Source organism: Streptomyces sp. NPDC030245, from assembly GCF_055572995.1.
The window spans coordinates 106,075-125,593 of record NZ_JBVICF010000008.1; the positions used below are offsets into that span (position 1 = coordinate 106,075).

16 protein-coding genes and 1 tRNA gene are annotated in these 19,519 nt (G+C 69.8%); 2 read left to right on the top strand and 15 right to left on the bottom strand.

Annotated features, from left to right (window positions below; genetic code table 11):
* Positions 1-15: 15 nt before the first annotated feature.
* From ACZ4Z4_RS22130 to ACZ4Z4_RS22195, 14 genes are all read right to left on the bottom strand, one after another.
* Positions 16-1,278, bottom strand: coding sequence for a serine hydroxymethyltransferase (locus ACZ4Z4_RS22130; RefSeq protein ID WP_468329704.1), 1,263 nt, complete (start codon positions 1,276-1,278; stop codon positions 16-18).
* Positions 1,279-1,328: 50 nt separating this feature from the next.
* Positions 1,329-1,982: an arsenate reductase/protein-tyrosine-phosphatase family protein gene (locus tag ACZ4Z4_RS22135; protein ID WP_468329707.1), complete on the bottom strand. Its 654-nt coding sequence runs from the start codon at positions 1,980-1,982 to the stop codon at positions 1,329-1,331.
* Positions 1,979-2,626: an L-threonylcarbamoyladenylate synthase gene (locus ACZ4Z4_RS22140; RefSeq protein WP_362990246.1), complete on the bottom strand. Its 648-nt coding sequence runs from the start codon at positions 2,624-2,626 to the stop codon at positions 1,979-1,981. Before ACZ4Z4_RS22140 ends, ACZ4Z4_RS22135 begins: the two co-directional genes overlap by 4 nt.
* 46 nt (positions 2,627-2,672) lie before the next feature.
* On the bottom strand, positions 2,673-3,518 hold the full coding sequence (prmC, locus tag ACZ4Z4_RS22145; protein ID WP_468329710.1) for a peptide chain release factor N(5)-glutamine methyltransferase: 846 nt from the start codon (positions 3,516-3,518) through the stop codon (positions 2,673-2,675).
* A gap of 44 nt (positions 3,519-3,562) precedes the next feature.
* Positions 3,563-4,639, bottom strand: a complete 1,077-nt coding sequence (gene prfA, locus ACZ4Z4_RS22150; protein ID WP_468329713.1) for a peptide chain release factor 1 — start codon at positions 4,637-4,639, stop codon at positions 3,563-3,565.
* A gap of 115 nt (positions 4,640-4,754) precedes the next feature.
* Positions 4,755-4,976 (bottom strand): 50S ribosomal protein L31, encoded by a 222-nt coding sequence (gene rpmE / locus ACZ4Z4_RS22155; RefSeq protein WP_098244794.1) that lies wholly within the window; start codon positions 4,974-4,976, stop codon positions 4,755-4,757.
* Between the two features lie 159 nt (positions 4,977-5,135).
* Positions 5,136-6,251 (bottom strand): LCP family protein, encoded by a 1,116-nt coding sequence (locus tag ACZ4Z4_RS22160; protein ID WP_468329716.1) that lies wholly within the window; start codon positions 6,249-6,251, stop codon positions 5,136-5,138.
* A 319-nt stretch (positions 6,252-6,570) separates the two neighbouring features.
* Positions 6,571-8,643 (bottom strand): transcription termination factor Rho, encoded by a 2,073-nt coding sequence (gene rho / locus ACZ4Z4_RS22165; RefSeq protein ID WP_468329719.1) that lies wholly within the window; start codon positions 8,641-8,643, stop codon positions 6,571-6,573.
* 394 nt (positions 8,644-9,037) lie between these two features.
* Positions 9,038-9,955 (bottom strand): homoserine kinase, encoded by a 918-nt coding sequence (gene thrB / locus ACZ4Z4_RS22170; RefSeq protein WP_468329722.1) that lies wholly within the window; start codon positions 9,953-9,955, stop codon positions 9,038-9,040.
* 243 nt (positions 9,956-10,198) lie between these two features.
* Positions 10,199-11,257 (bottom strand): threonine synthase, encoded by a 1,059-nt coding sequence (gene thrC / locus ACZ4Z4_RS22175; protein ID WP_468329725.1) that lies wholly within the window; start codon positions 11,255-11,257, stop codon positions 10,199-10,201.
* 6 nt (positions 11,258-11,263) lie between these two features.
* Complete coding sequence (locus ACZ4Z4_RS22180) at positions 11,264-12,556, bottom strand: homoserine dehydrogenase (RefSeq protein ID WP_468329728.1); 1,293 nt, start codon at positions 12,554-12,556, stop codon at positions 11,264-11,266.
* Between the two features lie 103 nt (positions 12,557-12,659).
* A complete protein-coding gene (gene lysA, locus ACZ4Z4_RS22185) occupies positions 12,660-14,051 on the bottom strand; it encodes a diaminopimelate decarboxylase (RefSeq protein WP_468329731.1) in 1,392 nt (463 codons plus the stop codon).
* A gap of 26 nt (positions 14,052-14,077) precedes the next feature.
* Complete coding sequence (gene nrtL / locus ACZ4Z4_RS22190; protein ID WP_468329734.1) at positions 14,078-15,292, bottom strand: ArgS-related anticodon-binding protein NrtL; 1,215 nt, start codon at positions 15,290-15,292, stop codon at positions 14,078-14,080.
* Positions 15,293-15,719: 427 nt separating this feature from the next.
* On the bottom strand, positions 15,720-16,238 hold the full coding sequence (locus ACZ4Z4_RS22195) for a response regulator (RefSeq protein ID WP_468330450.1): 519 nt from the start codon (positions 16,236-16,238) through the stop codon (positions 15,720-15,722).
* A 230-nt stretch (positions 16,239-16,468) separates the two neighbouring features.
* On the opposite strand from ACZ4Z4_RS22195, the gene ACZ4Z4_RS22200 reads away from it, so the two are divergent.
* Both ACZ4Z4_RS22200 and ACZ4Z4_RS22205 read left to right on the top strand, forming a co-directional pair.
* Positions 16,469-16,540, top strand: a tRNA-Arg gene (locus ACZ4Z4_RS22200).
* Positions 16,541-16,779: 239 nt separating this feature from the next.
* The gene (locus ACZ4Z4_RS22205; RefSeq protein ID WP_468329736.1) at positions 16,780-17,415 is read left to right on the top strand and encodes a hypothetical protein; all 636 of its coding nucleotides are present in this window, start codon (positions 16,780-16,782) and stop codon (positions 17,413-17,415) included.
* Between the two features lie 59 nt (positions 17,416-17,474).
* Here the strand turns inward: ACZ4Z4_RS22205 and ACZ4Z4_RS22210 are convergent, their stop codons facing one another.
* Entirely contained in the window at positions 17,475-19,292 is a 1,818-nt protein-coding gene (locus ACZ4Z4_RS22210) for a phosphorothioated DNA-binding restriction endonuclease family protein (protein ID WP_468329739.1), read from the bottom strand.
* Between the last annotated feature and the right edge of the window lie 227 nt (positions 19,293-19,519).

Sequence of the window (19,519 nt, forward strand, 5' to 3'; positions counted from 1 at the left end):
TGCGGCGGCCGTCCCTCACCGGGCCGGATAGGGCGGAAATCCTCCCACCAGTTCGCGTACCTCTTCTCGTACGTTCGACTCCTCGCGCACCGCCTCGACCAGCAGTGCCGCGATGCGTGCCATCTCCGGTGCGCCCATGCCCTGGGTGGTGACGGCGGCCGTGCCGAGGCGCAGGCCGCGTGTCTCGCCGTGTGGGAGGGCGCAGGTGTCGAGGTAGATGCCGGCCGCCGCGAGCCTGGCGCGGGCGGTCCGTGCGTCCACGCCCAGGGGCGCGGGGTCGACGAGCACCAGGTGGGTGTCCGTGCCGCCGGTGGTGATCGTGAACCCGACCGTGGCCAGCGCCTCCGCCAGGGTGCGCGCGTGCTCGACCACCTGATGGGCGTAGGCCGTGAAGGCCGGCGTCGCCGCCTCTCCGAACGCGACGGCCTTGGCGGCGATCGTGTGCATCTGGGCGCCGCCCTGGGTGAACGGGAAGACGGCCCGGTCGATCCGTTCCGCGAGCTCCGCCCCGCACAGCAGGAGGCCGCCCCGCGGGCCGCGCAGGACCTTGTGGGTGGTGGCGCAGACGACGTCCGCGTACGGCACCGGGCTGGGCGCCGCTCCCCCGGCGATCAGGCCCATGGGGTGCGCGGCGTCGGCGATGAGGTAGGCGCCCACGTCGTCGGCGATCTCGCGGAAGGCCGCGTAGTCGATGTGCCGGGGGTAGGCGATGGAGCCGCACACGATGGCCTTGGGACGGCGCGAGCGGGCGAGGGCGTGCACCTGGTCGTAGTCGAGCAGGCCGCTCTCGGGGTCCACGCCGTAGCCGACGAAGTCGAACCACCGGCCGGAGAAGTTGGTGGGCGAGCCGTGCGTGAGGTGTCCGCCGTGCGGCAGCCCGAGGGCCAGGACCGTGTCGCCGGGGCGCAGCAGCGCGGCGTAGGCGGCGAGGACGGCGGAGGAACCGGAGTGCGCCTGGACGTTGGCGTGCGCGGCGCCGAACAGGGCCTTGGCGCGGTCGACGGCGATCCGCTCGGCGACGTCGACCAGTTCGCAGCCGCCGTGGTGGCGGGCGCCGGGGTAGCCCTCGGCGTACTTGTTGGCGAGCGGCGAGCCGAGGGCGGTGAGGACGGCGGGCGACGTGAAGTTCTCGGCGGCGATCAGCTGGAGCGCGTCGGACTGCCGGGCGGCCTCGCCGATGAGGACGTCGGCGAGCTCGGGGTCCTGCCTGCGCAGCCCGTCGAGATCCGTGTACGCGGTGGAGGCGGTGGGTGCGGTGCTGACCGTGCTGAGCGGCATCGTGGGCTCCGGGGCCGTGCGGGGGGTGACCTCAGATCCAATGTAGGCCGCTACATGTGCGCGGGCACCCCGGTCAGCGCCGTCACCACCGGGTCGAGGGCCTGGTTGATCTCGTCGCCCACGGAGCGGAAGAACGGCAGGGGCGCCCCGTACGGGTCGTACACCTCGTCGGCCTCCACGCTCGGCGCGAGGAGCCAGCCACGCAGCGCGGCGGCGGCCCGGACCAGGGCCCGCGCCCGCTCGACCACGCCGTTGCCGTCGGGCTCGGGCAGGGTCGTCGGGTCTATGGCCCGCACCAGCCGGGTGAACTCCTTGAGCGTGAAGGTGCGCAGGCCCGCCGAGTGGCCCATGGAGATGACCTGCGCCCGGTGGTCGCGCGTGGCGGTCAGGACCAGGTCGGCGCGGATGACGTGGTCGTCGAGGAGCTCGCGCCCCATGAAGCCGCTGGCGTCCGCGCCGAAGTCGGCGAGGACCGTCTCGGCGTTGGTCTCCATGGGGGCGCCCTCGTGGCCCCAGGTGCCCGCGCTCTCCACGATGAGGCCGCCGGTGAGCGGGTCGCCGAGGCGGTCGGCGAGGGCATGCCTGGTCAGCCGCTCGGTGATGGGTGAGCGGCACACGTTGCCGGTGCTGACGTGGAGGATGCGGAAGGCGTCCGCGGAGCCCGGGAAGCCCGCTATGCCACGCCCCGTCTCAGGGGCTGTCAATTCGCCACCTCGAGGTCGGGTACCACCTTGCGCAGCTCGTCCGCGGTGAGCGCGCCCGCGCGCAGCAGCACCGGCACCTTGCCCGTGACGTCGACGATCGACGACGGGACGATGCCGGGGGTCGGGCCGCCGTCCAGGTACACGGAGACGGAGTCGCCGAGCATCTCCTGCGCGGCGTCGCAGTTCTCCGGGGCGGGGTGCCCCGTGAGGTTCGCCGAGGAGACGGCCATGGGGCCGACCTCGGTGAGCAGTTCGATGGCGACGGGGTGCAGCGGCATGCGGATGGCGACCGTGCCGCGGGTGTCGCCGAGGTCCCACTGGAGCGACGGCTGCTGCTTGGCGACCAGGGTGAGGGCGCCGGGCCAGAAGGCGTCGACGAGCTCCCAGGCCATCTCGGAGAAGTCGGTGACCAGGCCGTGCAGCGTGTTCGGCGAGCCGATCAGGACAGGGGTGGGCATGTTGCGGCCGCGGCCCTTGGCGTCCAGCAGGTCGGAGCAGGCCTCCGGGGTGAAGGCGTCGGCCCCGATGCCGTAGACGGTGTCGGTGGGCAGCACGACCAGCTCGCCACGGCGGACGGCGGACGCGGCCTCGCGCAGACCGGTCGTACGGTCGGTCGCGTCGTTGGTGTCGTATCGCCGTGCCATTAGTCCGGACTCCTCACTGAAAAGCTGACACTGATGATCTGGGTCGTCACGGCATCGCCCTGCGGGCGGTCGCGAAGCGCGGCCTGTTGTTGAGGTCGGGGTGGTCGGCCGCGTCGGCCCAGCCCCGCTCCTCGGTGAAGATCCACGGGACCTGGCCGCCCTGGGTGTCCGCGTGCTCGATGACGACGACTCCGCCGGGCCGCAGGAGCCGGTGGGCGGTGCGCTCGATGCCGCGGATCAGGTCGAGGCCGTCCTCGCCGGAGAAGAGGGCGAGCTCGGGGTCGTAGTCGCGGGCCTCCGGGGCGACGTACTCCCATTCGGTGAGCGGGATGTACGGCGGGTTGGAGATCACGAGGTCGACCTGGCCGTCGAGCTCCGGGAAGGCGTCCCTGGCGTCTCCGCGGCGCAGCTCGACCCTGGACCCCTCGACGTTCTTCCGCGTCCACGTGAGGGCGTCCTCGGACAGCTCCACGGCGTGCACGCGCGAGCGCGGCACCTCCTGTGCCATGGCGAGCGCGATGGCGCCGGAGCCGGTGCACAGGTCGACGATGAGCGGTTCGACGACGTCCATCGCGCGGACTGCGTCTATGGCCCAGCCGACGACGGACTCGGTCTCCGGGCGCGGCACGAAGACGCCTGGGCCGACCTGGAGCTCCAGGTAGCGGAAGAAGGCGCGCCCCGTGATGTGCTGGAGCGGCTCGCGGGCCTCGCGGCGCGCGATCGTCTCCCAGTAGCGGGCGTCGAAGTCGGAGTCCTTGACGGTGTGCAGCTCGCCCCGCTTCACGCCGTGCACGAAGGCGGCGAGCTCCTCCGCGTCGTTGCGCGGCGAGGGCACGCCGGCGTCGGCCAGCCGCTGGGTGGCCTGGGCCACTTCCGCGAGCAGCAGGTTCACGCTGGTCCTCCGGGCGGGTCGGGACGGGTCGTACGAGGGGTGGCTCAGGCGGCGGCGAGCTTGGCCGCGGAGTCCGCGTCGACGCAGGCCTGGATGACCGGGTCGAGGTCTCCGTCGAGCACCTGGTCCAAGTTGTACGCCTTGAAGCCGACGCGGTGGTCCGAGATCCGGTTTTCCGGGAAGTTGTACGTCCGGATCTTCTCGGAGCGGTCGACGGTGCGGACCTGGCTGCGGCGGGCGTCCGCGGCCTTGCTCTCCGCCTCTTCCTGGGCCGCGGCGAGGAGCCTGGAGCGCAGGATACGCATCGCCTGCTCCTTGTTCTGAAGCTGGCTCTTCTCGTTCTGGCAGGAGGCGACGACGCCGGTGGGCAGGTGCGTGATGCGCACCGCGGAGTCGGTGGTGTTGACGGACTGGCCGCCGGGCCCGGAGGAGCGGTAGACGTCGATCCGCAGGTCGTTCGCGTGGATCTCGACGTCGATCTCCTCGGCCTCGGGCGTCACGAGCACGCCGGCCGCGGAGGTGTGGATGCGGCCCTGGGACTCGGTGGAGGGCACGCGCTGCACGCGGTGCACGCCGCCCTCGTACTTCAGGCGCGCCCAGACGCCCTGGCCGGGCTCGGTGGCGCCCTGGCCGCCCTTGGTCTTCACGGCGACCTGGACGTCCTTGTAGCCGCCGAGCTCGGACTCGGTGGAGTCGATGATCTCGGTCTTCCAGCCGACGCGCTCGGCGTACCGCAGGTACATGCGCAGGAGGTCGCCGGCGAACAGGGCCGACTCGTCGCCGCCCGCGCCCGCCTTGATCTCCAGGATGACGTCCTTGTCGTCGGACGGGTCCCGGGGCACGAGCAGCAGCCGCAGCTTCTCGGTGATCGCCTCGCGCTGCCGCTCCAGGTCCTTGACCTCGGCGGCGAAGTCGGGGTCGTCGGCCGCGAGCTCGCGCGCGGTCTCGATGTCGTCCCCGGTCTGCTTCCAGGAGCGGTACGTCGCCACGATCGGGGTCAGCTCGGCGTAGCGCTTGTTGAGCTTGCGCGCGTTGGCCTGGTCGGCGTGGACCGCCGGGTCGGCGAGCTTCTTCTCGAGATCGGCGTGCTCGCCGATCAGTTCCTCGACCGCCTCGAACATCGGGGGCTCCTGGTTTTCTACGCGGTGGTTCTACGCGAATCGGCTGCGGGACGGCAAAAGCGCCGGTCCCGGCCACCCCCTCCCGAGGGCGGCCGATGACCGGCGCAGTGGCTCGCTACTTGTTGGCGCCTGCAGCCTTGCCGAAGCGGGCCTCGAAGCGGGCCACACGGCCACCGGTGTCGAGGATCTTCTGCTTGCCCGTGTAGAACGGGTGGCACTCGGAGCAGACCTCGGCACGGACGGTGCCGCTGGAGATCGTGCTGCGGGTGGTGAACGACGCACCGCAGGTGCAGCTGACCTGGGTCTCGACGTACTCGGGGTGGATGTCGCGCTTCAAGGTGTCTCCTAGTTTCGGGAGGGCGCCGGGTCGTACGCGCGGATTGCTCGTACGTGAACCGGGGCCGACGTACCAGTCTGCCAGGACCGGCCGTATCTCCCAAAACCGGGGTGGGTGCCGTTCTATTCCTGGCGGGCTCCCGGACCGTTCCCGGACCGGTCAGTGACCGGCCACCACGTCGCCCACGTCGCCCTTGTCGCCGGCCGACTTCTCGGTGGCGGACTTGGGTATGGGCTTGTCGGCCCTGAGGGCGTCCCAGACCTGCTGGTCGGCCTCCTCCAGGGGCAGGACGCGGTTGGGGTCGGCGGGGTCGTACTGGATGGGCAGGGTGACCATCTTCATGTCGCCCGCGCCGATGCCCTTGAGGCCGTTGGCGAAGCTCGCGAGGGACTTGACGTCGTTCAGGTCGGAGTCGGTGGTGATGGCGCTGGTCGCGTCGTCCGCCAGGTCGAACAGCTTCTTGGGGTTGCTGAAGACGCCGACGTCCTTGACCTGGTCGAGGAGGGCCTTGATGAAGGCCTGCTGGAGCTGGATGCGGCCGAGGTCGCTGCCGTCGCCGACGCCGTGCCGGGTGCGGACCAGGCCGAGGGCCTGCTCGCCGTCGAGCGTATGGGTGCCGGCGTCCAGGTTCAGGTGACTGTCCTTGTCCCTGATGTCTTTCTTGGTGGTGATGTCGACGCCGCCGAGGGTGTCGATGAGCTTCTTGAAGCCCGTGAAATCGACCTCTATGTAGTGGTCCATCCGGATGCCGGACATCTTCTCGACCGTCTTGACGGCGCAGGCGGGGCCACCGACCTCGTAGGCCGTGTTGAACATCTGCCGCTCGCCGCCCGGCGCGTCCTTGCCGTCGTCGGTCTTGCAGTCCGGCCTGGATATGAGGGTGTCGCGGGGTATGGAGACGACGCTGGCCTTCTTGTGGCCCTTGTAGACGTGGACGATCATCGCGGTGTCCGAGCGGGCCGCGCCCTCGTCCTTGCCGTACTTGGCGTTGTCGCCGGAGCGCGAGTCGGAGCCGAGGACGAGGATGTCCTGGGAGCCGTTGTCGACGTCCATGGGGCGGTCCGTGCCGAGGGCGGCGTTGATGTCGACGGCCTTGATGTTGCCGTTGAGCTTGAAGTAGACGTAACCGAGACCGGTGCCTCCGAGGACGGCCGCGCCTGCGGCGGTCCAGGCCGTGACGACGAGCACCTTCTTGCGCGTGCTGCGCGGCTTGCGCCGACGGCCGCGCTTGCTGCCGCGCCTCGGCGCGTCGGCGGCCCTGCTCTCGTCAGTCATGCGGTTCCTCAGTCCTCGTCCTTCGGTTACCCCCTGCTTTCAGGGCCAGGCGCGGTTTTCCGTCACTTGTCAGACGGAAAAACCGAAAGAAGGGTTGCACGCCGCCTTGTGTGCGCCCCGGGGTCCCGTCACTACGGACAGTGCCGGGAACATCCGCTTTTCAGCCCCTCACCTGCGCTTTCGGCCGGTTCGGCGCTACCGGCAGTGACCGTGAGAATCTCTTAGGTGTGTGGCCAAGGTCTCGCTCCGGCACCCCTGACAACGCAAGAGCCGCCCCGTCACAGGAGTGACGGGGCGGCTCTTGGACCGCTGAGGACGACTAGTCGTTGCCGTTGCCCGGCGTCGGCGTCGTCTTCTGGATCTGCAACAGGAACTCGGCGTTCGACTTGGTCTGCTTCATCTTGTCGAGAAGCAGCTCGATCGCCTGCTGCTGGTCGAGCGCGTGCAGGACGCGGCGCAGCTTCCAGGTGATGGCGAGCTCGTCGCTGCCGAGCAGGATCTCTTCCTTGCGGGTGCTGGACGAGTCCACGTCCACCGCCGGGAAGATCCGCTTGTCGGAGAGCTTGCGGTCCAGCTTGAGCTCGAGGTTGCCGGTGCCCTTGAACTCCTCGAAGATCACCTCGTCCATGCGCGAGCCGGTGTCGACGAGCGCGGTGGCCATGATGGTCAGCGAGCCGCCGTCCTCGATGTTGCGCGCGGCACCGAAGAAGCGCTTCGGCGGGTAGAGGGCCGTCGAGTCGACACCACCGGACAGGATGCGGCCGGAGGCCGGGGCGGCGAGGTTGTACGCACGGCCCAGACGGGTGATCGAGTCGAGCAGCACGACGACGTCGTGGCCCAGCTCCACCAGGCGCTTGGCACGCTCGATGGCGAGCTCGGCGACCGTGGTGTGGTCCTCGGCGGGACGGTCGAAGGTCGAGGAGATGACCTCGCCCTTCACCGACCGCTGCATGTCGGTGACCTCTTCCGGACGCTCGTCGACCAGGACGACCATCAGGTGGCACTCGGGGTTGTTGTGCGTGATCGCGTTGGCGATCGCCTGCATGATCATGGTCTTGCCGGTCTTCGGCGGGGCCACGATCAGACCGCGCTGGCCCTTGCCGATGGGCGCGACGAGGTCGATGATGCGGGTCGTCAGCACGCCCGGGTCGGTCTCCAGACGGAGCCGGTCCTGCGGGTAAAGGGGCGTCAGCTTGTTGAACTCCGGCCGTCCGCGCCCGGATTCGGGCGCCATGCCGTTGACGGAGTCGAGGCGGACGAGCGCGTTGAACTTCTCGCGGCGCTCGCCGTCCTTGGGCTGGCGGACCGCGCCGGTGACGTGGTCGCCCTTGCGCAGGCCGTTCTTGCGGACCTGGGCCAGCGAGACGTACACGTCGTTGGGACCGGGGAGGTAGCCCGACGTACGGATGAACGCGTAGTTGTCGAGGATGTCCAGGATGCCCGCGACGGGGATCAGGACGTCGTCCTCGGAGACCTGCGGTTCGTTGCCGAAGCCCTGCTCGTCGCGGCCGCGACGGCCGCGGCGGTCGCGGTAACGGCCCCGGCGGCCGCGGCGGCCACCCTCGAAATCGTCGTCGTCCTGCGGACCGTTGTCACGCTGGCGGTCCTGGCGGTCCTGACGGCCGCCGCCCTGCTGCTGACGGTCCTGACGCTCCTGCCGGTCCTGGCGGTCCGGACGGCCGCCACCCTGCTGGTCGTCGCCCTTGTTGCCGCGGCGGTCGCGGTCGCGGCCGCGGCCCTGCCGGTCACGGCGGTCGCGGCGGCCCTCGGCGCCGTCGCCGGAGCCGTCGCCGCCCTTGTCGCCCTTGGGCTCGGACGCGTCGCCCTTGGCCTCGGCCTTCGCCTCGGCGGTGACGGTCTCCGGGCTGCCCGCCTCGGCGGTGGCGCGGCGCCGGCGGCGCTCGCCGGCCGGCTGGTCGTCCCCGCCGCGCTCGGCCTCGGCCGCGCGGCCGGGGCCGCCGGCGGGCTGGCCGGGGATGTCGATCTGCTGCTGGGCGGCGGCCTTCTCGGCCTTGGCGCCCTTGGCGTCGTCGGCCTTGGCCGCCTTGGCGGCCGGCTCGGCGGCGTCCTCGCCCGTACGGGCCTTCGAGGTGGCCCGGCGCTTGGGCTTGGTCTCGGTGGTCTCACCGGAAGCCGCGGCGCTCTTCGCCGGGGCTCCGCCCCCTGCCTGCGCCTCCTTGATGACCTCGATCAGCTGGCTCTTGCGCATGCGCCCGGTGCCCTTGATTCCGAGGCCCGATGCGACCTGCTGCAATTCCGCCAGCACCATGCCCTCAAGGCCGGTGCCGCGGCGCCGCCGGGACCCGGCCGAAGCACCGGTGGCAGGCGCCGCGGAGGCGTCCGTGGCGGGCGTGTCGGCAGTCACGCCCATCAGATCGGTGGTGTCGCTCACGAAGGGTCCTTCCCTGGAGCGGACGTCGGCCTGTCTGGCTCGGCGACCGGTTGTGCTGTCCGGCGATCGGTCCTTGCATTTCGTGGACCGTGCCGGGGCGGTGGTCCGCCAACGCGGCGGAAGAATTCATTGGTGATGGCGATTCCCGGTGCGGTGCCACTGATGTGCGGTGTCACGCGGCTCGGTCACGCCGGTTCCGGAGCGTGCTCAGGACCGCTCAGTGCAAGGCACGAAGCAGTTTGGGAGGCTCCCGGAAGAATGGTTGTCCCGGACGGGGACACAAAGCACCTCGCCATGGTGAGGTCGGGTGCAGACTTGAGATTAACACTACCGGATCCAACAAACATTCCCCCTCTCAGGATCGGGACACCCCGAAATCCCTTCGTTCACTGCGTCAGGGCGCGAGCGGCAGCACGCTCGTGCCCGTGGCGTCGAGTGCCAGGCGATTGGCCGCCCAGCCCTCCCCCGCCAGCCGTGCGACCTTGTCGGCCGCACTGTCTTCGACCAGCGCGAGGACCGTGGGTCCCGCGCCGGAGATCACCGCGGGCACGCCGTCGGCGCGCAGCCGCTCCACCAGGGCGGCGCTCTCCGGCATGGCCGGGGCGCGGTACTCCTGGTGCAGCCGATCCTCGGTGGCGGGCAGCAGCAGCTCGGGGCGCCTGGTCAGGGCCTCGACGAGCAGGGCCGCCCGGCCCGCGTTGGCGGCCGCGTCGACGTGCGGGACGGTGCGCGGGAGCAGGCCGCGCGCCATCTCGGTGAGGACGGGCTTGCCGGGGACGAAAACCACCGGAACGATGGAATCGGCCGGTTCCATCCTGATGGCCCGTCCCGCTCCCCCGTCCATCCAGGAGAGCGTGAAGCCGCCGAGCAGGCAGGCGGCGACGTTGTCGGGGTGGCCCTCGATCTCGGTGGCCAGGTCGAGCAGCGCGGCGTCGTCGAGCCTGGCCTCGCCGCCTATCGTCACGGCGCGGGCGGCGACGATGCCCGCGCAGATGGCGGCGGACGACGAGCCGAGGCCACGGCCGTGCGGGATGCGGTTGGCGCAGACGATCTCAAGGCCGCGCGGCTGTCCGCCGAGCAGGTCGAAGGCGGTGCGCAGGGAACGTACAAGCAGATGCGACTCGTCGCGCGGGAGGGTTTCGCTGCCCTCGCCGGCGATGTCGATGTGCAGGCCGGAGTCGGCCACCCGGACGACGACGTCGTCGTACAGCCCCAGTGCCAGGCCCAGGCTGTCGAAGCCCGGACCGAGGTTGGCGCTGGTGGCGGGGGTGCGCACCCGGACGGCGGCGGCGCGGAACGCGGGACCGGCCATCGCTCGATGACTCTCCTTGAGCTGCGTGTTTTTGAGGCTCCGTATTTTTCAGTACGTGCCACATGTACGGAACACCCGAAGGCCGCGGACAACGGCGGCACCGCGGCATATGCGGCGGGGCGGGTTCGGTACAGCCTATCGAAGGAAGGTTCTGTGGCGACATAGGGCGCACAGGAGGCGCACGATGCGTGTCGTAAGCCCCCTGTGCCACCCCCTGTACGGAGTCGCGGGTCTTGCCTGCGGTTACGCGAGGCCGAGGCGCTCGGCCGCGGCGGCGGCGTCGACCGGGACGGTGACCGGCTGCGGGGCGCCCGCGACGGCCCAGTCCGGGTCCTTGAGGCCGTTGCCGGTGACGGTGCAGACGATGCGCTGCCCCTTGTCGACCTTGCCCTGCTCGGCGGCCTTCAGCAGACCGGCGACCGACGCGGCCGACGCGGGCTCCACGAAGACACCCTCCTGGGACGCCAACAGCTTGTAGGCGCGCAGGATCTCACGGTCCGTCACCTCGTCGATGAAGCCGTCCGACTCGTCGCGCGCGTCGAGCGCGTACTGCCACGACGCGGGGTTGCCGATGCGAATCGCGGTGGCGATCGTCGACGGGTCCTTGACGACCTCGCCGCGCACGATGGGCGCGGAACCGGAGGCCTGGAAGCCCCACATCCGAGGCGTACGGGTCGACACCGCGTCGGCCGCGTACTCCTTGTAGCCCTTCCAGTAGGCGGTGATGTTGCCGGCGTTGCCGACGGGAAGGACGTGGATGTCGGGGGCGTCGCCGAGGGCGTCGACGATCTCGAAGGAGGCGGTCTTCTGGCCCTCGATGCGGAACGGGTTGACCGAATTGACCAGCGCCACCGGGTAGTTGTCGGACAGCCCGCGCGCGAGGTTCAGGCAGTCGTCGAAGTTGCCGTCGACCTGGAGGATCTTCGAGCCGTAGACGAGCGCCTGGCCCATCTTGCCGAGCGCGATCTTGCCCTGCGGCACGAGGACGGCGCAGACCATGCCCGCGCGTACGGCGTAGGCGGCGGCGGACGCCGACGTGTTGCCGGTGGAGGCGCAGATGACGGCCTTGGCGCCCTCCTCCTTGGCCTTGGTGATCGCCATGGTCATGCCACGGTCCTTGAAGGACCCGGTGGGGTTGGCACCCTCGACCTTGAGGTGGACCTCGCAGCCCGTGCGCTCGGAGAGCACCTGTGCGGGCACGAGCGGCGTGCCGCCCTCGCCGAGCGTCACGACCGGCGTGGTGTCGGAGACCGGAAGACGGTCCCGGTACTCCTCGATGATTCCGCGCCACTGGTGGGTCATTGCTGCTTACTCCCCTTCAACCCGCATGATGCTGGCGACACCACGCACGGTGTCGAGTTTGCGCAGCGCGTCGACGGTGCCGGTGAGGGCGGCGTCGGGCGCGCGGTGGGTGACGACGACGAGGGAGGCCTCGCCGTCCTTGCCCGTCTGACGGACCGTATCGATCGATACGCCGTGTTCGGCGAAGACCGTCGCGACCTGGGCGAGGACGCCCGGCTTGTCGGCCACGTCGAGGCTGATGTGGTAGCGCGTGACGACCTCGCCCATGGAGCTCACGGGCAGCTGCGTGTACGCGGAGTCGCCGGGTCCGGTGGCTTCGGCGAGCTTGTTGCGGCAGACGGCGACGAGGTCGCCGAGGACGGCGGACGCGGTGGGCGAGCCACCGGCGCCGGGCCCGTAGAACATGAGCTGTCCCGCTGCCTCCGCCTCGACGAAGACGGCGTTGTACGCGCCGCGCACCGAGGCCAGCGGATGGCTGAGCGGAATCATCGCGGGGTGCACGCGTGCGGTGACGGACTCGCCGTCGGCGGCTCGCTCGCAGATGGCGAGGAGCTTGATGGTGCAGCCCATGCGCTTCGCGGAAGCGAAGTCGGCGGCGGTCACCTCGGTCATGCCCTCGCGGTACACGTCGTCGAGGCGCACCCGCGTGTGGAAGGCGATCCCGGCGAGGATGGCGGCCTTGGCGGCGGCGTCGAACCCTTCGACATCGGCGGTGGGGTCGGCCTCGGCATATCCCAGCGCGGTGGCCTCGTCGAGGGCTTCCTGATAGCCGGCCCCCGTCGTGTCCATGGCATCGAGGATGAAGTTGGTCGTCCCGTTCACGATGCCGAGGACGCGGTTGACCTTGTCACCCGCCATGGACTCGCGCAGCGGCCGGATGAGCGGGATGGCGCCGGCGACGGCGGCCTCGTAGTACAGATCCCGCCCGTGCTCGACGGCGGCGGCGTGCAGCGCGGCGCCGTCCTGCGCGATGAGCGCCTTGTTCGCGGAGACGACCGAGGCACCGTGCTCGAAGGCGGTGGTGATCAGGGTCCGAGCAGGCTCGATCCCCCCGATCACCTCGACGATGACGTCGATGTCCCCCCGCTTGACCAGCGCGGTCGCATCGGTGGTGATGAGCGAGGGATCAATTCCCTCCCGGACCTTGGAGGGCCGGCGGACGGCGACCCCGGCGAGCTCCACCGGGGCACCGATCCTGGCTGTGAGGTCGTCGGCGTGCGTCGTCATGATGCGCGCCACCTCTGAGCCGACCACTCCACAGCCCAGCAGCGCCACCTTCAGCGGACGCGTACGCATCATCCGACCTCACTTCTCATACATCTACGGTGGAACCAGTCTCACCCACCGGAACAGACTTTCTGTCCATTGTCCGGATCCTGAGACATGTATTTCATTTTTTACGTCATCCGACGTCGAGACGCAGGAGATCTTCCTCCGTCTCGCGCCGCACGATCACCCGCGCCTCGCCGTCCCTGACGGCGACGACGGGCGGGCGAAGAGCGTGGTTGTAGTTGCTCGCCATCGAGCGGCAGTACGCACCGGTCGCGGGCACGGCGATCAGGTCGCCGGGCGCGAGGTCCGCCGGAAGGAAAGCATCCCGCACGACGATGTCCCCACTCTCGCAGTGCTTGCCGACGACACGCACAAGCACGGGCTCGGCGTCGGAGGAGCGGGAGACGAGGGCGACGGTGTACTCGGCGTCGTAGAGCGCGGTACGGATGTTGTCGGACATCCCTCCGTCCACCGACACGTACGTACGCAGCCCTTCGAGGGGCTTGATGGTGCCGACCTCGTAGAGCGTGAAGGCGGTCGGACCGACGATGGCGCGGCCGGGCTCGACGGAGATCCGCGGCGTGCGCAGCTTCGCGGCCGCGCACTCCCGGGCGACGATCTCGTTGAGCGCCTTGGCGATCTCGTGCGGCTCGCGGGGGTCGTCGTCGGAGGTGTACGCGATGCCGAGCCCGCCCCCGAGGTCGATCTCCGGCAGCTCCACGCCGTGCTCGTCGCGCACCTCGGCGAGCAGCTGCACGACGCGGCGGGCGGACACCTCGAACCCGGCCATGTCGAAGATCTGCGACCCGATGTGGCTGTGGATGCCGATGAGTTCGAGCCCGTCCAGCTTGAGGGCGCGCCGCACGGCCTCGGCGGCCTGCCCGCCCGCGAGCGCGATCCCGAACTTCTGGTCCTCGTGCGCGGTGGCGATGAACTCGTGGGTGTGCGCCTCGACGCCCACGGTCACCCGGATCTGCACGCGCTGCCGCTTGCCGAGCCGCTCGGCGATGTGCGAGACGCGCACGATCTCCTGGAAGGAGTCGAGCACGATGCGCCCAACGCCGGCCGCGATCGCCCGCTCGATCTCGTCCGGGGTCTTGTTGTTCCCGTGAAAGGCGATGCGCTCGGCGGGCATGCCCGCGTCGAGTGCGGTGGCAAGCTCCCCACCACTGCACACATCGAGATTGAGACCTTCTTCGTGCAGCCACCGCACGACGGCCCGGGAAAGGAACGCCTTCCCGGCGTAGAACACATCGGCGTCACTGCCGAAGGCGTCGCGCCAGGCCTGGCAGCGGGCGCGGAAGTCGGCCTCGTCGATGAAGTAGGCGGGCGTGCCGAACTCCTCGGCGAGCCGCGTCACTTCGATGCCGCCCGTACTGACGACGCCCTCGGGCGTACGGGTGACGGTGCGGGACCAGACCTTGGGGTCGAGGGCGTTCAGATCGGCGGGCGGAGCGCTGTAGTGGCCCTCGGGGAGTACGTCGGCGTGACGGGGGCCGGCGGGGTGTGCGGAACGGCTCATGGCTGTGTCGTCTCGTCTTTCACATGTCACAGGTGGTCGGGTGCGCTGATACCGAGCAGGGACAGGCCACCGGCAAGCACCGTCCCGGCGGCTTCGGCAAGCGCGAGCCGGGCGCGGTGGGCGGCCGAGGGTTTCTCGTCCCCCATCGGCAATATCTGCCCTTGGGCGGCGCGTCGCGTGGGCCTTTGTGGGGCGCGTGAGGTGTGCGGGTCACATGGGGCGCTCTGGAAGGCGAGGAAGGCGTCGGCGATGACGACGAGGTGCCGGGCGAGGCGGTCCGGGGCGCGGTGGCGCGCGGCGGAGGCGAGGACCGTGGGGTGGGCGGCGAGGGCGTCGAGGAGGGGGGTGGCGGGGGCGCCGATGTCGCCGGGGGCGGCCGCGAAACCGAGGTCGGCGGCGTTGCGGATGAGGGCGCGGGAGCGGGCGTGGGCGTACCGGACGCGGAAGAGGGGGTTGCTCTCGCGCTGCACGAGGTGCAGGTCGCCGCCCTGCTCGGGGGTGATGCGGGGGTGGTCGTGGGCGGCGGGGTGGAGCAGCGCCCAACGGGCGGCGTCGCGTCCGAGGCGGAGGGGGCTGACGGAGGTTGTCGCGGTTGTGGTTGCCGTCGCGGTCGTGGTCGCGGGGACGGGGCGCAGGGTGGGGAGGGGCTGCGGCGGCCGTCCGTGGGCGTCGACGTGCGCGCCGAGGATGTCCGTCCACGCCGGGTCGGGCACGTCGTCACAGCTGACGCGGACGAGGACGCCCTGGGAACGCAGAATGCGGCGGGCGCTGTCGGCGACGACGACGGCACGGATCTCACGGGGCACGTGGATCTGGGCGAGGGCACCGGTGTCGGGGTGCACGTGCCCGTAGCAGGGCCCACGCTCCAGGATTTCGCGTACGAGGGCTTCGTCGCGGGCGCCCGCGAGGGTGATGTTGAGGAACCCGGGCCCGGTGATGTCGACGCCTGCGATGCCGGGTTCGGCGGCGATCCGCGGGGCGAGGACCTCGGCCACCTGCCGGGGGGTGCGTCCGGCGGCGCGGGCGATCTGGAGGGCGACGTTGGTGGCGTAGTCGCCGGAGCCGCCGGGGCGGGGCTTCTCCACACGCACGGGTCCGCGCGTCGACGCGCCGCCGTCCGCGCCCAGCTCGCTGCCCAGCCCCAGGTCCGGTCCCCGACCCGGGCCCACGCTGAGCTCACCGGCATCGACGGCCTGACGCATGGCGCGCAGCACGGTGCGGGAAAGCTCGACGGGGGTCACGGGACCAAGCGTATGGGAGGAGGGGGGTGGGGAGGCGACTCGGTTTCGTGGATGGTCCGGGATGTGGACGGGGGTGGGGGTGGGGTCACAGGCGGGGCGGGGCGAGGTGGGGGCAGCTTCTGGACGGAGGCCGAGGTGGGGCGCATGCCCGGGGCGGGGGCGAGGTGGGGTCAGCCGCCGGGCTCAGGGCCGAGGCGATGCGGGGCCCCGAGCGGGACCGAAACGAGGTCGGCAACCTCCCGACTCGTGGTCCGCAGCGAGGCAGGGGCTCCGGAGCTGGGCCGAGGTGAGGTCGGCTTCCGGACTCGGCCATGGGCCGGGGCTGGGCCCCAGGGCGCGGTCGAGGTGGGGTCAGGCGCCGGACTCATGGACCGGGGTGGAGCGGAGCCCCAAACCCGGGGCGGGCCGGGCTGGGCCTGGGCGAGAATCAGCCGCCGGACTGCGCGGCGCGCTCCGCTTCGCCGAGACCGCCACCTACGACGCCTCCGCCCCCAGCGCCACAACCCCTGACCCGGCACTCGGCCGCTTCCCGGGCGGCCCCACGGCCCTGCTCACGCTGTTCCGCACGCCCGCCCTCACCACTTCCACTCCCTTCGCCCCTCCCCTCGAACATGAACTGCCGCACGGTGGCGACCAGTTCGTTCGGCTCAAAGGGCTTGGCGAGGAAGGCGTCGACGCCGACCTCCAGGCCGCTCTCGACCTCGTACTGCGTGCAAGCGCTGACGACGACGATGGGCACGTCACGCGTACGCGCGTCGGCACGGAGGCGGGCGGCGGTCCGCAGCCCGTCGAGCCGGGGCATCACGACATCGAGGGTGATCACATCGGGCTGGACCTGCTGCACGACGTCCAGGCATTCGACACCATCGGCCGCGGTCACGACCTCGAAGCCCTCCAGCTCGAGGTTGACCCTGATCAGCTGCCGGATGACCTTGTTGTCGTCCACAACAAGCACGCGGCCGGGCACGCCTGGCACAACTCGAGAGTAGGTCCGCGCCCGCCACCGCGTCCCGGTTTTCCCCACTTCCACCGCCCACGGACAAGCCGGCGCCGCCTCCCGGCCCCGCCGAGTCGGGCCCTCACCACGCCCCCGCGCGAGCCCCGGAATACCTGTTCATGGGGAGCCCCGAAGAGCTGGTAGGGTTCTACCCGTCGCCGCGCAACCCGCGACGGTACGCCCCCGTAGCTCAGGGGATAGAGCAACGGCCTCCGGAGCCGTGTGCGCAGGTTCGAATCCTGCCGGGGGCACCCTTCATGAGGTGCCCGAAGACCCCGTCACCAGCGGAAACGCTGAGGCCGGGGTCTTTGCGTATGTGCAGGCAGACGCAGATGCCACGTAGCGGAGCCGAGCAGACCTCTGCTTCTTGTTACGCCATGCTCTCCCACGACCACACTGCAGGCGGCCGTGCGTCTGGTGAAAGTGCTCCAGCCCTGCGGCCATCAGCCGCTGGCTGCAAGTCAGACAGCTGGAGGAGTTGGAGGATTTCGTGGATGTGACCACGCTTGCCGTCGCACTCATCACCGTCGGAGGAACGTTGGGCGGAACCCTTGGTGGGGCGGTGCTCAGCCAGCGCGCCAACCGGGAACAGAACGAGCGGGTGGACCGTGAACGAGAGCAGGAGCGCTACGAGCAGGCGATACAAACCCGCCAAGATCTCTATGCCCGTCTGAATACCACCGCTCGCGCTTACCGAGTCGCCGCCAGGGACGCCGTCTTGGCAGCGAAGCGCGGTGAAAGCATCGACCCGGCTCTGCTCGAAAGCGCGAAGGAGGCCTGGGCGGACGAGTACTCCCAGGCACAGATGGCACTGGCCAAGGATGTCCTGGACGTAGCCTCGGCCATCAACAGATCTCTTGGGGTCGGGTACGCGGTCGTCAAGCATCTACCGAGCGGCCCTGATCTCAACGGGGCATATCAGCGGGCCGATACATGGTTCAGTGGCCCACTGTCTGATGGCGTATACCTGCTACGAGTCACGCTGCGACATGACCTCGGAGTCGAGGTCGACCCCGATTTCGAAGAGACCCGTGCGCAGATGCTTGCCACGCTCGACAGTGCACGGGAGAACCTCGCGCATCTGCTGGCTACCGAAGGAGCCCAGACAAGCGAACCGGCCGCCTAGGCTCGAGGAGGTGCTCTCACTCGTACTCGCGCAGATCCGGTGACGAGGGGGGATGGCGTTCAGGGCGTGCGTTCGGGAAGCAGAGGCTGGCCCTGGCGTCTGTAGTCGGGCGTGTCCCTTCCGCATAGCGCGCGGTGATAGCGAATGTGCTCTGTGCTCATTTCGTGGGCGGGGTGTCGACGGAGTGCTCCGATGGAGGTGCCGTCAGCGGTGGCACGGACGACGCCGTCGGGGTCGATGTACAGCGCCAGCGTGTCGAATTGCACGTGGTGGTTCGGGCAGAGGACCAGCAGGTTGGCCTGCTCGTCGGGGCCGTCGTGCGGTCGGCCCAGACCACGGATGTGAGCAGCCTCGCTGTAGGTACCGAAACGGGTGCGCAGTTGTAGGCCGCAGATCTGACAGCGATCACCGTGCAACTTCTTCACTCTGGCCGTCAGGGCAGTGTCACGGACGACACGGGAAGTGGTGATGGCACGCCGTGCGACCGGGCTTGTCTCCTCCTCCGTGTTCTCCGTCTGCTCCGAAAAATCCTCGACACCACTCGCGCTTTCGTAGCCGGCCAACCCCAGGCGTTCCATAAGGGCGCCCTGGTCGATATCCGCGAGGTAGGTCTCCCGCAGGACTGCGACGGCCTGGGACCGCACGCACGCGTCAGCCAACAACTGCTCAGCCTGCTTGGTTACTCCTGCCTTGGGATTGAGCCTGTCGAACGTTGCGGCGTGAGCCACCGCGGCCTGCTCGGACGGGATGCCGTGCACGTCCCACAGGTCACTGGTCCGGAGATGCCAGAACGGGTATTCAGGAGTTATTCCGGATTCGGGAAGACCGAACTCTGCCAACAACCCTCCCACCTCTTCGCGGAACTGTAGCCACGGCGCGAGGGGAGGCTTTCCCGTGGCCACCCTGGAGATTCCCCATAGCAGAGCCAACGGCTTGTGTCTGCTCTGTCGACCGTTCCTCTTGTGAACCTTGAGGTTCCTCAGCCTCTCCATGAGCGCACTCACCGTGAGCCCGTCCGATGATCCAGTCGATACAGAAGGGGACGAAGCAGGATCTTCGGTGCGCCGTGGGGCGGGAAACAGTGCAGTGGGATTGAGAGCGGTGGATTCACGGGCATCCGCAGACCCGTGTCGATCGGGGCCGCCGTCTTCAGCGGAGCCATTGGGCTCCCGCTTCACCTCGGGCAACACTGCGTGCCCCTGCTCCACCCACTGTCGCCAGGACCGGGGGCCGATCTCGACCGTGTCCGCGGCCGAGAGGCCAGGATTGCCTCGCGCCTCGATCCAGGCCCAGTCCAGTTGGTCGTCTTCTGCGCTCAGGTCCAACAGCGCCAAGTCATATTGGTAGTTGGGGAAGGGTTTACCCTCCGCCTCCTGCTCGACCTGCTCGACGCCTTCGATGACTGCCACGCCGCAGAACTGGACGTAACCCTTCGGCGTTTTGTTTCGCGTCACAGCAGCGAATACCAGCAGTGGAACGGCCAGGGCACGCTGTTCCGGCGTGCTCGCCCGGTGTTCGGCCAGCGCCTCCAACAGCACCGCATTACCCGGGGTACTTCCGAGTGGTTCTGCGTGGTCGACCCTGTGATCCCCGAAGTAGCGGATGCGGCCGTTGTCGAGGTCGAACACGTCATGCCAGGGAGTTTCAGTCGTGCCTGCCTTCCACGGGCTGGAACGGATCAGAATCGATGGGCGCCGCCGCCCCTCCGGGGTCTTGACCTTGGCAGTCGGATTGATTCCCTTGCTGAGCTGAACCGGAGCGAGAACTCCGGAAGCCGTGGCGTGATGAATGTTCGGGTATCCATCGATGAGCTCTACCGAAGGGTCCCTGTTCCGGGCAGATCGATACACACCACCGACGCGCAACTGGCTTCCCACCGCACTCCCCCTCATCCCACCGCTCTACTTCTCCTATTTTGCCAGGTCGGTGTTGCTCACTCATCTACGGTGCACCCGCTTCAGTACGTCACAACCTCCCCTTCTACGGCTCCTGATGGAACGAGGCCCGCGGGGTGTGGCGTCGTAGGGGAAGGAGAGTGGGGGGCGAGTGGGGGAGGGAGAAAGGGGAGGGGAGAGCGTGATTCGGTCGTGTTTGAGCAGTGAGG